Here is an 18,913-nt window from a genome sequence, read left to right on the forward strand (position 1 = left end):
GTGGCGCGGGGTCAGCCCTTGACGGCGCCCTGGGTGATGCCGCCGACGATGTGCCGGCCGAAGAGGGCGAAGACCAGCAGGAGCGGCAGGGTGCCCATGAGCGCTCCGGCGGTGATGACGGACCAGTCGGTCGACCAGCCGGTGCCGAGCCCGGCGAGGGCGACCTGGACGGTCGGGTTGGTGGAGCCGTTCATGACGATGATCGGCCAGAGGAAGTCGTTCCAGGACTGGACGAAGGTCAGCATGCCCAGGACGGCCATCGCCGGGCGGGCGACGGGGAAGACGACGTGCCAGATCACGCGCAGCGAGTTGGCGCCGTCGACCCGGGCGGCCTCCAGGAGTTCCGTGGGCAGGGCCTGCGAGAGGAACTGGCGCATGAAGAAGACGCCGAAGGCGGTGACCAGCACGGGCAGGATCAGCGCCCCGAGGTGGTTGGCGAGCCCCAGGTTCCTGGTCAGGATGAACAGGGGTACGACGCTGAGCTGCGCGGGCACGGCGAGGGTGGACAGGACCAGGCCGAGCATCACCTTCTTGCCGCGGAAGCGGAGTTTGGCGAAGGCGAAGCCCGCGAGCACGGAGAAGGTCACCGTGCTGACCGTGACGGCGCCGGCCACGAGCGTGGAGTTGAGCAGGGCGACGCCCATGCCGCGCCCGCCGGCGTTGTGCCAGACGTACGTCAGGTTCTCGAAGAGGTTGCCGCCGGGCAGCAGCGGCGGCGGGCTGGAGACCACCGCGTGGCTGTCGGTGGAGGCGGCGACCAACGTCCAGTACAGCGGGAACAGCGAGGCCAGGGCCGCGAGTCCGAGGACGACGTGCGCGAGTCGCCCGGCACGGTGCTGGCCGCCGGCCCGGTCGGCACGGGCGGACGGTCGCGTCGCCGTCCGGTGAGGGTGGTGGTCGGATGCGGGAGCGGTGGTGGTCATGGGGTACTCCACGTCACTGGGAGGCACGCAGGCGGCGGGTGATCAGCGCGTTGACGAGCCCGATGAGCAGCAGCAGGCCGAACATGATCCAGGCGACCGCGCTGGCGCGCCCGAGCATGCTGGAGTGGAAGCCCTGGTCGTACATGAGGATGCCGAGGGTCTCGTACTGGTGGTCGGTGCCGCCCTGGTAGCCACTCTGGCCGCCGAACAGGTAGGGCTCGCCGAAGAGTTGGGTGGCGCCGATGGTCGAGACGATCACCGTGAAGAGGATCGTCGGCCGCAGTGCGGGGATCGTGACGTGCAGGAACTGCTGCCAGCGGTTGGCGCCGTCCAGGGCGGCGGCCTCGTACAGTTCGCGCGGCACGGCCTGCATGGCGGCGAGGTAGATCAGGGCGTTGTAGCCGGTCCAGCGCCAGGTGACGATCACGGAGATCGCGAACTGCGAGCTCCAGCGGCCGGCCTCCCAGTGCACGGGCCCGGCGCCGAACAGGCCGAGGAACCAGTTGGCCATGCCGCCCTCGGGGCTGAAGATCAGGGCGAAGACGAGGGTCGCGGCGGCGACCGAGGTCGCGTACGGGGCGAGGAGCGCCGTACGCAGGAACCCGCGGGCGCGCAACCGGTAGTTGAGCAGGTGGGCGAGGCCCAGCGCCATCAGGAGCTGCGGGACGGTGGAGAGGACGCCGAGGGTGAAGGTGTTGAGGAGCGCGTTCCAGAAGTAGTGGCTGACCTGGCCGGTGAACAGGTCCGCGTAGTTGCGCAGGCCGACCCATTCGGCGCGGTCGACGTTGTACAGGCTCACCCGGTGGAAGGAGAGCCATCCCGTGTAGAGCAGCGGGAAGAGGCCGAAGGCGGCGAAGACGAGGAAGAAGGGGGCGACGAGGGCGTACGGCGTGCCCTTGGTGTCCCAGCGGTGCAGGCGGCTGCGCCAGGCCGGGGCCCGGGCGGGGCGGGACGGGGGCGGCGGGGTGGGCTGCCGGCCTGCGGGGCCGTTGCGGCTGGGTGCGGTCGTGGAGGCCACGGGCGGTTCCTTCGGTGGTCACGGCCGTGCGCGTCGGTACGGGGTGGGGGCGGCCGGCTCCCCAGTGGCCGGCAGCCCCCTCCCCCGCGACGACGGCCGGGGGGAGGCGGGTGAGGCAGGTCAGGCAGGTCAGGCAAGTCAGGCAAGTCAGGCAGGTCAGGCAGGTCAGCGAGGACGGTTACTGGATGGTGCTGTCGATCTCGCGCACCGTGGCGTCCCACGCCTCCTGCGGGCTCTTGCCGTTCTGCTCCATGAGCTGGACGCCCGTACCGAACGCGCCCGTCAGGTCCTGGGCGTGCGGGCCCGTCTCGGCGGGCCGGATGGCCTTGGCGGCGGTGGAGAAGATCCGTCCGGTGGCGGCGTCGGGGCCGATGTAGGCGTTCTTGTAGTCGACGACGCCCGGCAGGTCGTACGCGGCCTGGTTGGCGGGGATGTTGCCGACCTTCTGGAAGACCTTCACCTGCTGCTCGGGCGCGGTGAGCCAGGCGACGAGCTTCTTCGCCTCGTCCACGTGCTCGCCGGAGGCCGGCACGGCCAGGAAGGAGCCGCCCCAGTTTCCGGCGGCCGGGGGCTGGGCGATGTTCCACTTGCCCTTGTTGCCGGCGCCGGAGAACTGCTGGATGTTCGCCTGCTGCCAGGAGGGGCAGACCGTGGTGGCGAAGGTGGACTTGGAGAACGCGGTCTGCCAGGGGGTGTCGAACATCTTCAGGCCCTGGCTGGTCCTGCCCTGGACGGCCTCGACGGCCAGGTCCCAGGCGGCCTTGACGCTGGGCGAGTCCTTGTAGGCGAGCTTGCCGTCCTTGTAGTACTGGACGGGACTGCTGGAGACGACGGCGTTGAACAGGCCGGTGGCGCTGTCCATGAAGTACGTGCCCTTGGGCGCCTTGGCCTGGTACCGCTTGCCCGTCTCGACGAACTTCGCCCAGTCGCCGGCCCACAACCTGCCGACCGACTCGGGGTCGGAGGGCAGCCCCGCGGCCTTGAACAGGTCCTGGCGGTAGCAGATGGCCATCGGGCCGACGTCGGTGCCGAGACCGATCGTCCTGCCGTCGCCGGTGGTGGCCTGGTCCCACTTCCAGGGCAGGTAGTTCTTCTTCTCGACGCCGGGGGCGTCGGACAGGTCGGCGAAGGCGTCGGCGAGGTCCTCGGAGGTGGCGAGGGATATCCGGCCGACCTCCAGGGCCTGGACGTCGTCGAGGCCGCCGCCGGACAGGCGGGTCTGCAGCGCGGTCCAGTAGTTGCCCTCGACGGTCGTCGGGTTCTCCTTGATGGTGATCTCCGGGTGCTGCTTCATGTACGCGTCGTACAGGCCGGCCTCCTTGTATCCGAAGGTCCCGAAGGTGCCGACGGTCAGGGTGATCTTCCCGTCGGCGGAGGCGGATCCGCTGCCGGAGGACGAGCAGCCGGCGAGGGCGAGCGCGAGCGTCGTCGCGGCGGAGGCGAGGACGACGGAGCGGATACGGGCACGCTGCACGGTCGGGCGGGGCATGGCATCTCCTCGATGCGTCAAGGGCGGGGCGAGGGGTACGCCGACGGGTCGCCCGGATGGCGGTGGTCGGCGGGGAAGAGGGGGCCTTCGAAGGCCGGGGGAAGGCCACACGGTGGCGGGGCCGCATCCCGGTTTGGGAGCGCTCCCAAAGGGTGGCGACGAAACCCTGCCGCCCTCTTGACGGTCTGTCAAGGCGGTCGGCGGGGGTGGGGACGGGGGCCCGCGCGGGGATGAGCGCACGGCGGGACTCGGGGCCGGGCGGAGGTGACGGAACTCGGAGGGCGGCGGACGGAGGCCGCGGAACTCGGATGGGCGAAGGCGGCCGGACGGAGGTGACGGAGACTCAGAGGGCGGCGGGCGAAGGCGGCGGAGCTCGGATGGGCGAAGGCGGCGGGCCGGAAGGCCCGTCGCGGCGCGACCCGTCAGGCGCTGGCGCGGAGGATCAGGCGTGTGGGAAGGATCAGCGGAGTGGGGGCCTGTCCGTTGATGAGCGCGACGAGCATGCGCGCCATCTCACGGCCGAGACCCTCTATGGGCTGGTGCACCGTGGTCAGCGGCGGGTCGGCGATCCGGGCCACGGCCAGGTCGTCGAAGCCGATCACGGCGACGTCGGCGGGGACGCGCCGGCCTGCCCCGCGCAGGGCGCGCAGCGCCCCCGCCCCCATGTTGTCGCTGGCGGCGAACACCCCGTCGAGGTCGGGGTGGCGTGCCAGCAGCGCGGCCATGGCCTCCGCGCCGCTCGACTCGGTGAAGTCACCGGCCTGCGGCGGATACGGCTCCAGGCCCGCCGCCAGCATCGCGTCCCGGTAGCCACGGTGGCGGGCGCGCCCCACCTCGGTGTCGAGGCGTCCGCAGATCGTGGCGACGCGGGTCCGGCCGAGCGAGATCAGGTGCTCGGTCGCCGCGCGGGCTCCGCCGACGTTGTCGACGTCCACGTACCACCCGGGGTCTAAACCGACCGGCCGCCCGCCGAACACGACGGGCATCTCCGCCTCCTGCGCCATGCGGGCCAGCGGATCCTCCTCGCGCAGCGCCATGAGCATCACACCGTCGGCCCCCTTGGACCGGAGCAGCTGCTCCACGCGCCTGCGCCCCCGGTCGGAGGCGGCCAGACACAGCATCAGATGCAGATCGGCCTCCTCCAGGGCCGCCGCGGCCCCCACGATCACCTGGGCGAAGAACGGATCCGCGAAGATCGACGGATCCTCCCCGGAGACGACCAGGGCCGCCGCGCCGGTCTGCCGGGTCGCCAGCGCCCGGGCGGTCGGGTTCGGCACGTATCCGAGTCGGTGGACGGCCCGTTCGACCGCCTCGCGTTTGGCGCGGCTGACGTGCGGGGCGTTGTTGAGCACACGCGAGGCCACCGACCTGGAGACTCCGGCCAGTTCGGCCACCTCGTCGAGGGTCGACTGCCGGCGCGGCACATCTTCGGCCATGATCCGCCTTCCTGTCAGGGCCTGAACGCCTGGAAGGCTGGAAGCGCTTCCAGTGTCAGGACTGTAAAGCCTGATCGCCGTCATGTGAAGTGCCGGTTACGCGAGGCCACTTGACAGTGACGATCAGCGGAACACACGATACGGCCACGCCCCGGACCTCAGGACCGCAGACTGGAAACGCTTCCAATGGGAGCGCTTCCAAGGATCCCGTACGTCCGAGGCGTGCTGGTGTCCCTCCAGGGTGAACCCAACCGCCACACCGGGGACCTCGTACCACCGCACTTCCTCAGTGCGTCGCACCGCTCGGGACGAGAGCGCGCGACGCGTCCGCCGTCAGGAAACCGAGGTACAGCCATGCGCCGCCGAATCCGCGCCCTCGTCGCAGCCCTCTCCGCGCTGCCGTTGGCACTCGCCGTCGCCCCGTCCGCCCACGCGGCGGACCCCACCACCATGACCAGCGGGTTCTACGTGGACCCGGACTCCAGCGCCAAGAAGTGGGTCGCCGCCAACCCCGGCGACGGCCGGGCCTCCGCGATCAACACGTCCCTCGCCAACACGCCCATGGCCCGCTGGTTCGGCTCCTGGAGCGGCACGATCGGCACCGCGACGGGCGCGTACGTCGGCGCGGCGGACTACCACGACAAGCTGCCCGTCCTGGTCGCGTACAACATCTACCTCCGCGACTCGTGCGGTGGGCACTCCGGAGGCGGAGCCTCGTCGGCCTCCGCCTACGCGACCTGGATCGCGCAGTTCGCCGGCGGGATCGCCAACCGCCCGGCCGTCGTCCTCCTCGAACCCGACTCCCTCGCGGACTACGGCTGCCTGAACCCGACCCAGATCCGCGAACGCCAGGGCATGCTCGGCGGCGCCCTCGCCGAGTTCAACCGCCAGGCCCCCAACACCTGGGTCTACCTCGACGCCGGCAACCCGGGCTGGGTGAGCGCGGCGACCATGGCCCAGCGGCTGCACGAGGCCGGGCTCCGGCAGGCCCACGGCTTCTCCCTCAACATCTCGAACTACTACACCACCTCCCAGAACACCGCCTACGGCAACGCCGTCAACAGCGAACTGGCCGCCCGCTACGGCTACACCAAGCCGTTCGTCGTCGACACCAGCCGCAACGGCAACGGCTCCAACGGCGAGTGGTGCAACGCGGCCGGCCGCCGCATCGGCACGCCCACCCGGCTGGGCGGGGGCGCCGAGATGCTGCTGTGGATCAAGGCCCCGGGCGAGTCCGACGGCAACTGCGGCGTCGGGACCGGCTCCACGGCCGGCCAGTTCCTCCCGGAGGTCGCCTACAAGATGATCTACGGCTACTGACGTCCGACTCCTGTGGCCCGGACTCCGCCGCCCCGCGACGACCGGGCCACAGGCACCACCGTCATCCCCGCCCCCCGCGCCTCCCCGCACCTCCCCGCTCCCTCGCACCTCCCCCGCGCCTCCCCCGTCCCCCGCCCCTCCGACCAGGAGCCCCCATGAAGCCACGCAGCCTACGGCGCCGTGCGACCGCCGCCCTCGCGGCACTCGCCGCCTGCGCCGCCCTCACCGCGACACAGGGACAGGCACAGGCCGCCGCACCCGCCACGGACGCGCTCACACCGGCCACCAGGTTCTACGTGGACCCGCACAGCAAGGCCGCCAAGCAGGCGCTCACCGATCTCGGGAACGGCGACTTCACGAACGCCGTGAACATGGCCAGGCTCGCGAGCTGGCCGCAGGCCGAGTGGTTCACCGAGGGCACGCCCGACCAGGTCCGGGCCAAGGTGAGAAGCCTCGTCCGCGAGGCCCGGGCGGTGAACCGCACCCCCGTCCTGGTCGCCTACAACGTCCCGGGCCGCGACTGCTCGCAGTACTCGAGCGGCGGCGCCGCGTCCTCCGCCGCCTACCGGCAGTGGATCGACGCCTTCGCCGCCGGCATCGGCGACGGCAAGGCCGTGGTCGTGGTCGAGCCCGACGGCCTGGCGCTCCTCCCGAACGACTGCGGACCGGACGTGGACCCGACCGGGGAGCTCACGGCGACCCGCGTCGCCGACCTCGCCTACGCCGTCAGGACCCTCAAGTCCAAGCCCCGCACCGCCGTCTACCTCGACGCGGGCAACGTCCTGTGGCGGCCGGTCGGCGAGATGGCGCGGCGGCTGCTCGACGCGGGCGTCCAGGAGAGCGACGGCTTCGCCCTCAACGTGTCCAACACCCACCCCACCGACCACAACGCGCGCTACGGCACCTGGATCTCCGAGTGCATGTGGTACGCCACCGAGGGCCCCGAGCACGCCCGCGGCCACACCGACTGGTGCGCCACCCAGTACTACTCGGCGGCCGCGCCCAACGACGGCGCCCCGGGCAACGCGGTCGACTCCGCCGACCCCGCGACCTGGCGCTGGACCGACGCCTGGTTCGACCAGGCCGTGGGGACCCCGCCGGCCGACGCGCTGCGGCACTTCGTCATCGACACCAGCCGCAACGGCCTGGGCGCCTGGGCCCCGGAGCCCGGCAAGTACACCGGCGATCCGGAGATCTGGTGCAACGCGCCCGGCCGCGGTCTCGGCCCGCGCCCGACCGCCGCCACCGGCGTCGCGCTCGTCGACGCCTACCTGTGGATCAAGATCCCCGGCGAGTCCGACGGCAGCTGCACGCGCAACACCGGCGGCACGATCGACCCGGAGTACGGCATCGTCGACCCGCCGGCCGGCACCTGGTGGCCCGACCAGGCCCACACCCTGGCCCGCAACGCGGCACCGCGGCTGACCTTCAACCGCTGACGCCCGATACCCACCCGCGTCCGGTCCCGGGAAGGCCCTCCCCCGGGACCGGAGCACCCGTCGTACCGCCCCGCCCTCCGGGAGCGGACCCCGCGTCCGCCTTCTCACCGCCGCTGTCGCGACCGTTGACGGCGGGCGCCGGGCGTCACTAATCTCCGCTCCAGATCCCCGGCCTGTCGACCTCGGTTCGGCACGGCAATCTTTGGGAGCGCTCCCACACCCGCCCTCCCGAAGAGCTCGGCTCTCCACCGGCTCGCCGCGCCACCCCGCTCCGTCCCGCTGACGCCCCACGACATCCGCAGGAGCCGCACATGCCCCCCAGCACGACGTCGCTGTCCGCCGCGCTCCTCACGGGCGCCCTCCTCCTCGGCGGTCTCGCGGCCGCACCGACCGCCGCGGGCGCGTCCGCCATGACGGCGGCGGCGACCACGGCCGTACGCGTCAACCAGGTCGGCTACCTGCCCGACGGGCCGAAGCGCGCCACAGTCGTCACCACGGCGACGCAGGCGCTCGCCTGGCAGTTGAGGAACGCCTCCGGGACGGTGGTCGCCTCCGGTTCGACCGTCCCGCGCGGCGCCGACGTCCCCTCCGGGCAGTCCGCACAGGTGGCGGACTTCTCCTCGCACCGGGAGACGGGCACCGGATACGTCCTGACCGTGGACGGCAGCAGCAGCGACCCCTTCGACATCCGCGCGGATCTCTACGACGCGCTGCGCTCCGACTCGATGGCGTTCTTCCACCACCAGCGCAGCGGCATCGCGATCGACGCCTCCCTGGTGGGTTCCGCCTACGCACGCCCGGCCGGACACCTGGGCATCGCCCCCAACAGGGGCGATGTCTCCGTCCCCTGCCAGGCCGGCGTGTGCGACTACACCCAGGACGTCAGGGGCGGCTGGTACGACGCCGGCGACCACGGCAAGTACGTGGTCAACGGCGGCCTCTCCACCTGGCTGCTCGTCAACTCCTTCGAGCGGGCCGAACGGGCGGGCAAGGAGGCGGCGTTGGGGGACTCGACCCTGCGCGTCCCCGAGCGCGGCAACGGCGTGCCCGACGTCCTCGACGAGGCGCGTTGGGAGCTCGACTTCCTCATGCGGATGCAGGTGCCCGCCGGCAAGCCGTACGCGGGCATGGCGTTCCACAAGATCCACGACGCCGCCTGGACCGGCATGCCGCTGCGCCCCGAACAGGACGCCCAGCCACGCGAACTGCACCGTCCGTCCACGGCCGCGACCCTGAATCTGGCGGCGGCGGCCGCGCAGTGCGCCCGGGTCTACCGGCCGTACGACTCCGCCTACGCCGACCGCTGCCTGTCGGCCGCCCGCCGGGCCTGGACGGCTGCCCAGGCCAACCCGGCCCTGTACGCGCCGGATTCGGACAGCACGGGCGGCGGCGCCTACGGCGACACCAGGGTCACCGACGAGTTCTACTGGGCCGCAGCCGAGCTGTACGCGACCACCGGCGAGAGCGCGTACCGGGACGCGGTCACGTCCTCGTCCTGGCACACCTCCGCCGACGCCTTCAGCCCGTACGGCTTCGGCTGGGCGGACACCGCCGCGCTCGGCCGGCTCGTCCTGGCCACCGTCCCGAACGGGCTGCCCGCCGCCGACACGGCCCGGATCCGCTCCTCGGTGACCGCCGCGGCCGACGGCTACCTGACCAGGATGGCGGCCCAGGGGTACGCCGTGCCCGTCCCCGCGGACGGCTACTTCTGGGGATCGAACGGCGAGGTCGCCAACGACGCCGTCGTCATGGCGGTCGCCGGGGAGCTGACGGGCGACGCCCGCTACCGCGCCGGCGCCCTGGAGACCATGGACTACCTCCTCGGGCGCAACGCCCTCGGCGTCTCGTACGTGACCGGCTACGGCGAGACGTCCGCCCAGAACCAGCACCACCGCTTCTGGGCACACCAGTTGGACGCCTCGCTGCCCCACCCGCCGGCCGGTTCGCTCGCGGGCGGTCCCAACAGCGCGCTCCAGGACCCGGTGGCCCAGGAGAGGCTGCGCGGCTGCGCCCCCGCGGCCTGCTACGTCGACCACATCGACTCGTACTCGACCAACGAGGTGGCGGTCAACTGGAACGCCCCGCTGGCCTGGCTCGCCGCCTACGCCGCCGAGCGGACCTCCACCGGCGGCGAACCGCCCGCCGCCGCCTGCGCGGTGACGTACGCGGTGAGCAACGTCTGGAGCACCGGCTTCACCGCGGACGTCACCGTCAGGAACACCGGTCCGACGGCCGTGGACGGTTGGCAGCTGACCTGGTCCTACCCGGGCGGCCAGAACGTCACGAGCGCGTGGAACGCCACCGTCACCCAGAGCGGCACCGCCGTCAGCGCCCGCAACACCGACTGGAACCGGACGATCGCCCCCGGCGCGACCGTGAGCTTCGGAGTCCAGGGGACCCACACCGGCTCGGCCCCCTCCCCCACGGCCTTCACGCTCAACGGCGGCACCTGCGCCTGACGGGCCCGGGCCCCTCGTCCGCCCGGGCGTCAGGTCCGTCCGGCAGCTTCCCCGCGGACACCGGGCAGGTGCACCACGAGGAGGGTGAAGGCGGCCAGCGCGATGTAGCGGGCGGCGGCGTCCAGCCCGTTCCAGTCGGACGACTGCCACATCGCGAACCACTCGCCGCCGATCGCGAGGAATGCCACCCCGAAGAGCAGCAGCACCATCACCAGCCCCACGGTGGTCACCGCTCGGGCGCGGTCGTACGCGTCGCGGCGCAGTCCCGTGATCCACGACCAGGTGGCGGCGAGGAGGACCAGCGCGGCCACGGTCTCCCAGACGATGATGGCCACGTACGCGGCGTCCTGGAGGGCGGGCGATTCGATCGCCCGCCCCATCAGGTCGGGGTCCTTGAACGTGGTGTCCATGCTCAGGACGTGCCGGACGAACTGCTGGTTGGTCCCGAAGTCCGTGATGTTCCCGAAGGCGACCAGGCTCATGCAGAGCGCGACGGTCGCCGTCAGCGCCGCCGCCGCGACGGACGGCGCGCCCAGCCGGAGCAGCCTGCTCCCCCGGGCGGCCGGGGCCGCTCCCGGGGAACGGGCCCCGGAGTCGCCGCCGGTGGGCCGATGGACCTGTCCCATGGAAGTGTCCTCCCTCGTCGTACCGCCGGGCCTGCCCCCGGGTCGTACCGTCTCCTCCCCACACGAACGGCCTTCCAGCCGCCCCGCCCGCGACCGTCCCCTGCTTGGGCGGCTCGGAGACGGGGACCAGCTCAGTCCCGGCCGAGGACCTCGCCGTGGTCCGCGTCCCTCACCCCAAGAGGAACGCCGCCGCGGTGGACGCGCCCAGTGAGGCTCCGGCGAGGGTCTGGGCCACCGTGTGGTAGCTCAGCGCGACCCGGGACCAGCACACGGCGGCCGTGAGCGAGGAGGCGATCAGCCACCACGGCGAGTGCACCGCGGCCAGCAGGGCCACCACCGCCGAGGCCACGGCGGAGTCCACCGAGATCTTCCAGACGGTGTTCACCGCGAGCAGCCCGACGGTCATCACCCACAGGCCGAGCATCGCGACCAGGATGGCCGTGGGTGCGCCGCCGAGGAGCATGACCAGCGACCCGGTGCCGAGGGAACCGAGGATGACGAAGAAGATCGGCGCCCGCTGGGTGCGATCGACCACATGGCGGTCGCCCCAGGTGCCTCGCTTGCGCTCCCATTCGATGTAACCGGCGGGGATCAGCCCGGCGCACAGGGCGCCGAGCAGACCCCACAGCAGGCCGGTCCAGTGGCCGGCCGCGGCCAGGCCGATCCCGAGCATGCCCACGAGCAGGACATTGCGGGGCTGCAGGACGTCGGTGACCACGCGGGCGGCCGTGGTGACGCCCATATCGGCGGACGCTTCGGTGGAGGTTCCGGCAGGGGATCCGATGGAGGTTCCGGCAGGGGATCCGATGGAGGTTCCGGCGGGGGTTCCGGCGGGGGTGTTCACGCGTTGCGCTCCAGGCCGGACCGCAGGACGACGCGGGTCCGCTGTTCCGGGATGTCCTGGTAGGCGGCGGCCACCCGTACCAGCCAGGCGACCTCGCCGTCCTGGTCGGTGGCGTGCTTGGTCTCGAAGGCGGCGGCCTTCCCGGCGGGCGCGCCCTCCGCCTTGGCGACCAGGGCCGCCTTGATCCAGTAGGCGTCGGCGAGCGAGCCGGCCTTCCCCGGGTCCTCGGCCTCGCTCTCGGCGGCCTCCTTGGCGGCGGTCAGCAGGCCGTCGGGCACGTAGTGACGCAGCTTCTCGACGGCGTCCGCGATATCGGCCGCCCATCGGTCGACGCGCAGGTCCGCGGGGGTGCCGAAGCGGGTCAGCTCCCGGGCGAGCGAGGCCGGCGGGGCGAAGGGCTGGTCGGGGAAGGCCGTCATCAGCTCGCGCCACAGCGGATGCAGATTCGCCTGGGCCCGCCACAGCCGGGCCCGCCGCCAGCCCTTGCTGAAGGCGGGAATGGAGGCGCCGAGCGCGAAGAGGGCGAAGAGGACCACCTGGGCGGCTTCGGTGGCCTCGTCGAAGACCAGCGCGAAGTGCTCGCTCGGCCGGTCGACCACGCTGATCCACAGGAACAGGGTCCGGCTGAGGGTGTAGCCGACACCGATGAACATCGCGAAGGTCATCATGCCGAGACCCACCCGGAGATGGAGCGCCCCGGCGTCGGCCGTGGCCAGGGCCCACTGATAGGCGGACACGGCGGACGCGGCGCCCAAGTACAGGTAGAAGACGCTCATGTAGAGCGTGGCACCCCACTGGCCGGCGTGTTCGGCCACGAACCGGTCCGAGGGGATCGAGCGGTCCACCACGGTGAAGAAGAGCACGGTCAGGAGGATGAGGGTGGCCACGGAGGCCTTGGCCGCCACCCGCTGGACGATGCGCGCGAACCGTACGTGGCGGGGGACCGCCCCGCCCTCAGGGAAGTGGCCGTAGATGGCGACGATGTAACTGAGGATCGCCAGGATGGCGATGGTCGACGTGTAGTGCTTGATCAGCACCGCGAGGTCCACGACGGAGCTGTTGTTGAGACCTATTCGGACCACTTGGGTCTTGGTCCACAGGGCGACGGCGAAGCCCGCGTAGCAGCCCCACAGGGCGCGGCGGCGCTTGTCCTCCTCATCGCCCCAGAGCGCGGCCGGCATGCGCCACAGGGCGACGGCGGTCATCAGACCGGCGATGAGGTAGCCGGCAAGGTCGAGTCCGGTCACGTGGGTTCCTCGGGTGTGCTGCGGGGTGGTGGGGGGCGGTGGGGGGCCGTGCCCGGAGTCGTGCGCTACGGGCGGCGGAAGAACGTGTCGCGCAAGAACCTGTCGCGCAAGAACGTGCCGCGGAGGAACGAGCGGCGCCGGTGCGCGACGGGCCGGGAGAGGGAGTTGGCAAGGCGTCCGACCATGTCGTCGCTGGTCACGTCCCTGGCCATGCGCGGGATGAGGGAGGCGCCGAACTCGGCGACGCGCTCGTCGTGCGTGCCGTACTGGGCACGCGCCTGGACCGTGTCGGAGGAGAGCACCCGCTTGATCAGCGAGGTGTCGAACACCGGCAGCAGCGCCCGCAGTTGGTCCGCGTCCAGGCTGGTGCCGTGGTCGAACCACTCGTGGCACAGCTCGTGCAGGATCACGTGCTGGGTCTGGTACGCGGTGGGGCGGCGCCGGTAGAGCACGTAACTGGTGGTACCGGACTTCAGCCGCAGACCGCAGGCCGCGTTGACGCGGGCCAGCCGTTCGGGCAGTTCCTGGAGGACGATGGTCCGGCCGCGGGCCGCCTCCATGTTCGCCACCAGGCCATCGACGGTGAACGGGGCCGGTATGGGAAGGTCGGCCAGGCCGGCTTCGCACTCTTTGCGCAGTTCGCGCAGGGACATGGGGGCCTCTTGGTCGTCGTCACGCGTGTGTGACATGCGCTCGGCGAGTCTAGCCAATGCCGGTCGTCCACACGGAGCCGCGTATCCCTAGCTCCCCGGATCCTCGCCCTCCGCCGAGCCGTCGGGTCGCTGCTCGGCCTTCGTGTCCGCCAGCAGGGAGAGCGCGAACTCCAGCAGTTCCGCGGGCAGTCCGTCGTCGCCGACACCCCGGGCGGCGACACCGCTGATCTCGCCGGAGCGCCGCTGGGCGAGGAACCGGAGCCCGGCGACCACGTCGCCGACGACCTCCGACTCCTCCTTGAAGAACCGCCAGTCGACGCCGAAGCCCAGCCCGAGCGCCTTGAGGATCTCCTCGGAGGGCTGCGCGACCTTCCCGGCCAGGATGTTCGAGAAGTAGCTGTGGGAGAGGGAGCCGCCACGTTCCCTGACCAGCTCGGCGAAGGTCCGCCCGGACACCTTCTGGCCCGGGAAGGTCTTCTCCAGCATGTACTCGACCTTCTGCTGCAACGACTGCAGTTCAGGTACGCGTTCCTCGCCGATGTCCATCCTGTTTACCTACTGTTCGCATCATGCACCGGCGCAAGTGCCGAGCTTGCGTAAACACTCTACGTCACTGTTAACTACAAAAAACACGGCCAGGGGGCCACAGGGGAGTCCCCTGTCCGTGTGAAACGTCTGTGCGCGGATTCCGTCCGGTGGACCCATAGGTGTAGCCCTTCGCGACGGGGGATGCACGAAGGGCTACCCGAGCAGTATGCCAGTCCGTCAGGGGCCGCTCCACAGCCCACCCCTGACGGACTGTGCCAAAAACCTGGGACTGCGGGTTCATCGGGAACTCGGCGGGCCCGCGGATCCTCTTCGGGTCCTGCTCGGTGCGCAGGGCCGTGGCCGTACGAGCGGGAGCAGTTCGCCCACGTGGTAGACGGCGATGACGGAGCCGGAGAGGCACAGCCCCACGCCGTCGCCCATCGCGGGGAGCACCCAGCCGTGCAGGGCCACGCCGAGCCGCACGCCCAGGACGTCCGCGCACATGAACCTCGTCGTGACGGGATCGACAAAGGCCAGGGCCCGCCGATGGATAGCGGGCTCGTGGCGCTTTGGCTGCGTGGTGAGCCGACCGTGGCATACACACGTACGGCGAAGTCCCGCACGCGTGGATCGCGGGGCCATCGGTGGAGGTCCCGCAGGCACCTGGAGGTGGTGTGCCCGCGCGGGGACCGGCGCGTCGGCCACGTCCTGGGGGACCTCTACGACGCCGGCACCGACCCGCACACCATCACCCGCGACCAGCTCGCCACCACGCTCACCGCGCACGACCTCGACTGCGACCACCACCTGCGGCACGTGGACGACCCCGTCCTGCCCTGGCACACCGTCGACTCGGTAAACCGCGCGCCGCCGCACAGCAGTTGGCGGACGCGCTCGCGACGCGGGGGCCCCGCCCGTGATCCACCCCGTCCTGCCGCTCCACCCCGGCAAGCACGCGCTGCCCGCGATCCCGGACCCCGCCGACCACGACGGCACCGTCCTCGTCTACCAGGACCGCGTCCTCAACCACCCGGTCGCCAACTACGGCGGCCGCCGTGTCGACTGGGTCCGCGGCAACCTGCGCCTGATCGAACGGCACGGACGGCGCCTCGCGGTCTGCGGCGGCTTCGGCCCCGGAGCCGTCGCCGCCCTCGTCCTCGCCCTCGAACAGCTCCTCGCCCTCGGCATCCGCCGCGTCGTCACCGTCGGCGCCTCCCTCCACACCAGCCTCGCCCCCGCCGGCCTCGTGGTGTGCACCCGCGCCCTGCGCGACGACGGCCTGTCCCACGACTACCTGCCGCCCGGCCCGTACGCCGACCCCCCACCCGGACTGACCCGGCACCTTGTCGGAGCCCTGCACGTACGGGACGCCGAGCACCGGCAGGGGAAGAGCCGGACGACGAGCGCCGTGCACCGGGAGACGGCCGCCGAGGTCGCCCGCTACGGCGCCCTCGGAGTCCTGACCACGGAGATGGAGGCCGCACCTCGACCACCCCCGCACCAACACCGCCCTGCACACCGCCGTCGAGGCCTCGCTCGCCGCCCTGACCGCCGCCGCACGAGAGCATCCGCACGACTAAGGTGGGCCGTCTCCCGGATGACGAGACGGCGACGGACAGGTTCCCGGCGCGGAAGGGGACCCGACCTCCGTGACCACTGGCACACCCCGCGTCGGGGCGGTCGTTCTGACAATGAACGACCGCCCCGACGAATTCCCGAAGGCCATGACCTCCCTCCTCGCTCAGGAGGGCGTCGACCTGGACGTGGTCGTGGTCGGCAACGGCTGCACCCCCGCCCAGGTCCCGTCCGGCGTGAAGAGCGTCGCGCTCGCGGAGAACGTCGGCATCCCCGAGGGCCGCAACGTCGGCGCCGCGCACGTGGACGGCGAGCTGCTGTTCTTCTTCGACAACGACGCGGTCCTGCCCGACCCCCACGCCCTCGCCCGGCTCGCCGCGGCCCTGCGCGACGAGCCGTCCCTCGCCTACGCACAGCCCCGGATCGCCGACCCCGACACCGGGATCACCGTGCGCCGCTGGGTCCCCCGCCTGCGCGCCGGAGACCCGACCAGGCCCGGCATCGTGACCGTGATGGCCGAGGGCGTCGTCATGATCCGCCGCAGCTCGTTCGACGCCGCCGGCGGCTGGCCCGGCGACTTCTTCCTGTTCCACGAGGGCATCGACCTCGCGTGGCGGCTGTGGGACCAGGGCGGCACCGGCCGCTACCTGCCCGACATCGTCGTCCACCACCCCGCGACCAACCCCGCCCGCCACGACCGCTTCTACCGGCTCAACGCCCGCAACCGCGTCTGGCTCGCGAAGAGGAACCTCCCCGCGCCCCTGATCCCCCTCAACCTCGCCGCCTTCGTCCTGCTCACCCTGTGCCGGTTCCGCGACCGGGCCGCGCTACGCGCCACCGCAGCGGGCTTCCGCGAAGGCCTGCGCGGCGGCCACGGCCGCCGTACGCCGATGAGCTGGCGGACCGTCGTCCGCCTCACGCGGGCCGGACGCCCCCCGATCGTCTGACCCACTCGGCCGGAGGTCGGCCCCCAGCGAGGTGGTCGCGGACGGACCCGGACCAGGAGCCGGTGGGGGCTTACTGATCGTTTCAGAATGGTCTGCGGGGTTGTGGAGACAGTTATGGTGACCGCATGGGCCGACCGGAGAGCGTGATATTCGAGGGCACGGGCAGCTGCCTGCGTCTCGATGACGGCATGGTCACGGTGATGAGGCAAGGCCATGTCACCGTGATCGCTTCTCTGCGAGCCGTGCACCATGTGGACGTCGAGGAGACCGGTGGTTGGGCCAATGTGCGCCTTCACATCACCGAGGAAGACGACGACGGGTCCACGAGGATCACGTCGTACGCGGTGAATAGCCGTAACAGCACTGCTGCGCACGCCTTCCGCCGCGTGGTCACTGCGGCTGTCGAGGGCGCGCGCCGCGACCCCGAAGCCCGGCTGGAGGTGCGCCGTGTGGAAGCTCCAGGCTGGTCGCGGCGAAAGCGCCGATGGATGACGGTAGCCGCGGTGTACACCTGCCTGGCGATCTCGGGGTTCGCCGCAGGAGACACTGCGGCCAAGGCATCCCTCATCCTGCTCCACCTCGGCCTGGCGTTCTTGGCAGGTGCCTGGTTCTTTCTTCGCCCCCCAGTGGTGCTCGCTCACCGCGGCATCACCGTACGAGCCGACGTGGTCCGCTACCACCACACGAGCCAGACCGTGCGTCCCCGCTACCGCTACACCACCACCGACGGCGACACGATCACGGCGGACTCGGCGATCCAGCTTTTCCGCACCCACGCGAACGACCGGGTCGACGTCACATACGACCCGAACCGGCCCGAGTTCGTGATCTGCCGGTCTGAATCGCTCGGCCACCAGTACGCGCCGGGCGTTCTCTGCGCGATGCTGGGCCTGTGGTGGACCCTCGTCTCGGCGGCGGAGCTGATAGGCACGGCAGCACAAGCCCTCACACAATGACTTTTGCAGGCACGGCGCCGCCGTTACTGAGCATCGCGGAGACACTCGGCGTCGCGTCCTCGTGATCAACCCCGAGGTCCCCGCCGGGCATGTCCACCCGATCGAGCTACTCGAAGCGAAACACCGGAACTGGCCCTCCGAACCGAATGCGCTGCCGCGGCTCGCAGCACAGGTCGCAGCGCACGTGGCGGAGACCGAAGCGCGCCTCGGCGCGGCCGGACGTCCGACCGCGGGCCACGACCCGCGCCCCTCGGCCTGGCTGCCGGCCGGCCCCGCGCGCACGGGCTCGGCCCGCTTCACGAACCGCCTTTCCGAGCAATGGCGCATCCACATCGCCCTCGTCCGGCACCGCGCCCCGCTTGTCGCCCAGCCGGGTTCCGGATCCGACCGAACCGCGCAGCTCCGCGGTCTACCCGGCATCGGAAGGTCCGTTCTCGCCCAGGAGTACGCACGGCGGTTCGGCTCTGCCTATCCCGGCGGGGTGTACGGGTTCCACATCCACCCCGCGATCCAGGACGCGCCGACGGCTCCCATAGACACCTACGCGGAGCAGGCGGCCGTGATCCGCCACTCCCCGGACGTCGACCACACCAAGGATGCCCCTCTCCCCCGGCTCCTCAGCCGCCTCGCCGTCCACCTCGGCGAGGCGGCCGAGGAGCCCCATGCCTGCGAGTCGTAAACGGCATTGCCGACGAACTGCGTGAGGACGAGCTGCAGTTGCTGCGCGGTCGCGGTCCCCTCGCTTCCACCCTGCTGACCACCCATCCGTTCCGGTACGGATCCTTCGCGGACGCCATCGGCCTTCCCCCGCTCTCGGACGCGGACGGCGGCCGTCTCATCACCCCGGAGACCGACGTCGAGACCGCCACGGCGCTGGCCCTCGTCCACGACGTAGGCGGCCGTCCCCAGGCGCTGGACGTCCTCCTCGCTCGGCTCCCACAGCACGCGTCGGCGTCGCCCATGGACGGCAGGGAAACGCGCGGTGGTCAGTACGATGAACCGCGCTCGCGGCGTCAGGGGGCGCCTGGACGGCAGGAGGCCGAAGTCATGACGGAGCACAGGGGTGGCGACCGGGCGGCTCCGCGCCGGCGGGGGCAGGGCGAGCTGGAGACGCAGGTACTGGCCGCGCTGCGTGCGGCGCCGGGGCCGGTGGCCGCGGGGTGGGTACAGGAGCGGATCGGCGGCGACCTCGCCTATACGACGGTGGTGACCATCCTGACGCGGCTGCATGTCAAAGGGGCGGTCACGCGGGAACGGTCGGGACGCTCGTTCCAGTGGACGGCCGTCGCGGACGAGGCGGGGCTGGCCGCGCTGCGCATGCGGCGGGTTCTGGATTCCGAGACAGACCGCGAGGCCGTCCTCACGAGTTTCGTGAGCACGCTGTCGCCGGGGGACGAGCGGCTGCTGCGCGCGCTGCTGGAGGCCACGGAGCCCTCGGAGGAGGGAGACTAGG

Annotated in this window: 17 protein-coding genes and 1 pseudogene; 8 read left to right on the forward strand and 10 right to left on the reverse strand. The window is 71.8% G+C overall.

Features of this window, described 5'->3' with window-relative positions; translation table 11 throughout:
- Positions 1-11 precede the first annotated feature (11 nt).
- The 4 genes from HHL19_RS19505 to HHL19_RS19520 form a co-directional block, all read right to left on the reverse strand.
- Entirely contained in the window at positions 12-923 is a 912-nt protein-coding gene (locus tag HHL19_RS19505) for a carbohydrate ABC transporter permease (RefSeq protein WP_169091373.1), read from the reverse strand.
- A gap of 13 nt (positions 924-936) precedes the next feature.
- Complete coding sequence (locus HHL19_RS19510; protein ID WP_206324931.1) at positions 937-1,839, reverse strand: sugar ABC transporter permease; 903 nt, start codon at positions 1,837-1,839, stop codon at positions 937-939.
- 280 nt (positions 1,840-2,119) lie between these two features.
- On the reverse strand, positions 2,120-3,430 hold the full coding sequence (locus HHL19_RS19515) for an extracellular solute-binding protein (protein ID WP_169091377.1): 1,311 nt from the start codon (positions 3,428-3,430) through the stop codon (positions 2,120-2,122).
- Between the two features lie 422 nt (positions 3,431-3,852).
- Complete coding sequence (locus tag HHL19_RS19520) at positions 3,853-4,866, reverse strand: LacI family DNA-binding transcriptional regulator (RefSeq protein ID WP_169091379.1); 1,014 nt, start codon at positions 4,864-4,866, stop codon at positions 3,853-3,855.
- A gap of 354 nt (positions 4,867-5,220) precedes the next feature.
- Between HHL19_RS19520 and HHL19_RS19525 the strand changes: the two genes are divergently transcribed.
- The 3 genes from HHL19_RS19525 (at position 5,221) to HHL19_RS19535 (ending at position 10,084) form a co-directional block, all read left to right on the forward strand.
- Positions 5,221-6,186 (forward strand): glycoside hydrolase family 6 protein, encoded by a 966-nt coding sequence (locus HHL19_RS19525; protein ID WP_169091381.1) that lies wholly within the window; start codon positions 5,221-5,223, stop codon positions 6,184-6,186.
- Positions 6,187-6,341: 155 nt separating this feature from the next.
- Positions 6,342-7,625, forward strand: a complete 1,284-nt coding sequence (locus tag HHL19_RS19530) for a glycoside hydrolase family 6 protein (protein WP_169091383.1) — start codon at positions 6,342-6,344, stop codon at positions 7,623-7,625.
- 311 nt (positions 7,626-7,936) lie between these two features.
- Entirely contained in the window at positions 7,937-10,084 is a 2,148-nt protein-coding gene (locus HHL19_RS19535; RefSeq protein ID WP_169091385.1) for a glycoside hydrolase family 9 protein, read from the forward strand.
- Between the two features lie 29 nt (positions 10,085-10,113).
- On the opposite strand, the gene HHL19_RS19540 is transcribed toward HHL19_RS19535, so the two are convergent.
- The 6 genes from HHL19_RS19540 to HHL19_RS37435 all read right to left on the reverse strand — a co-directional run bounded on the left by HHL19_RS19540 (position 10,114) and on the right by HHL19_RS37435 (position 14,486).
- Positions 10,114-10,710, reverse strand: a complete 597-nt coding sequence (locus HHL19_RS19540) for a DUF2165 domain-containing protein (RefSeq protein WP_169091387.1) — start codon at positions 10,708-10,710, stop codon at positions 10,114-10,116.
- Positions 10,711-10,879: 169 nt separating this feature from the next.
- Complete coding sequence (locus tag HHL19_RS19545) at positions 10,880-11,452, reverse strand: hypothetical protein (RefSeq protein WP_169091389.1); 573 nt, start codon at positions 11,450-11,452, stop codon at positions 10,880-10,882.
- 98 nt (positions 11,453-11,550) lie between these two features.
- Positions 11,551-12,801 carry an MAB_1171c family putative transporter gene (locus HHL19_RS19550; RefSeq protein ID WP_169091391.1) on the reverse strand — a complete coding sequence of 417 codons (1,251 nt, stop codon included), beginning with the start codon at positions 12,799-12,801 and terminating at the stop codon, positions 11,551-11,553.
- A 65-nt stretch (positions 12,802-12,866) separates the two neighbouring features.
- A complete protein-coding gene (locus HHL19_RS19555; RefSeq protein ID WP_240981759.1) occupies positions 12,867-13,454 on the reverse strand; it encodes a toxin in 588 nt (195 codons plus the stop codon).
- An 87-nt stretch (positions 13,455-13,541) separates the two neighbouring features.
- Positions 13,542-14,000: a hypothetical protein gene (locus tag HHL19_RS19560; RefSeq protein ID WP_169091393.1), complete on the reverse strand. Its 459-nt coding sequence runs from the start codon at positions 13,998-14,000 to the stop codon at positions 13,542-13,544.
- 279 nt (positions 14,001-14,279) lie between these two features.
- Positions 14,280-14,486 (reverse strand): hypothetical protein, encoded by a 207-nt coding sequence (locus HHL19_RS37435; RefSeq protein WP_240981730.1) that lies wholly within the window; start codon positions 14,484-14,486, stop codon positions 14,280-14,282.
- Between the two features lie 412 nt (positions 14,487-14,898).
- Here HHL19_RS37435 and HHL19_RS37440 point away from each other — a divergent pair.
- The 5 genes and pseudogenes from HHL19_RS37440 to HHL19_RS19590 form a co-directional block, all read left to right on the forward strand.
- Positions 14,899-15,408, forward strand: a pseudogene (locus tag HHL19_RS37440) (phosphorylase); the annotation flags it as partial.
- A 223-nt stretch (positions 15,409-15,631) separates the two neighbouring features.
- Positions 15,632-16,504 (forward strand): glycosyltransferase, encoded by an 873-nt coding sequence (locus HHL19_RS19575; protein WP_169091396.1) that lies wholly within the window; start codon positions 15,632-15,634, stop codon positions 16,502-16,504.
- Between the two features lie 125 nt (positions 16,505-16,629).
- Complete coding sequence (locus tag HHL19_RS19580; RefSeq protein WP_169091398.1) at positions 16,630-17,460, forward strand: DUF3592 domain-containing protein; 831 nt, start codon at positions 16,630-16,632, stop codon at positions 17,458-17,460.
- A 184-nt stretch (positions 17,461-17,644) separates the two neighbouring features.
- Positions 17,645-18,139, forward strand: a complete 495-nt coding sequence (locus tag HHL19_RS19585) for a hypothetical protein (protein ID WP_169091400.1) — start codon at positions 17,645-17,647, stop codon at positions 18,137-18,139.
- A gap of 368 nt (positions 18,140-18,507) precedes the next feature.
- Positions 18,508-18,912: a BlaI/MecI/CopY family transcriptional regulator gene (locus HHL19_RS19590; protein ID WP_169091950.1), complete on the forward strand. Its 405-nt coding sequence runs from the start codon at positions 18,508-18,510 to the stop codon at positions 18,910-18,912.
- The last annotated feature ends 1 nt before the right edge of the window (position 18,913 follow it).

The organism is Streptomyces sp. R302, from assembly GCF_012927245.1.
Taxonomy (GTDB): Bacteria; Actinomycetota; Actinomycetes; order Streptomycetales; family Streptomycetaceae; genus Streptomyces.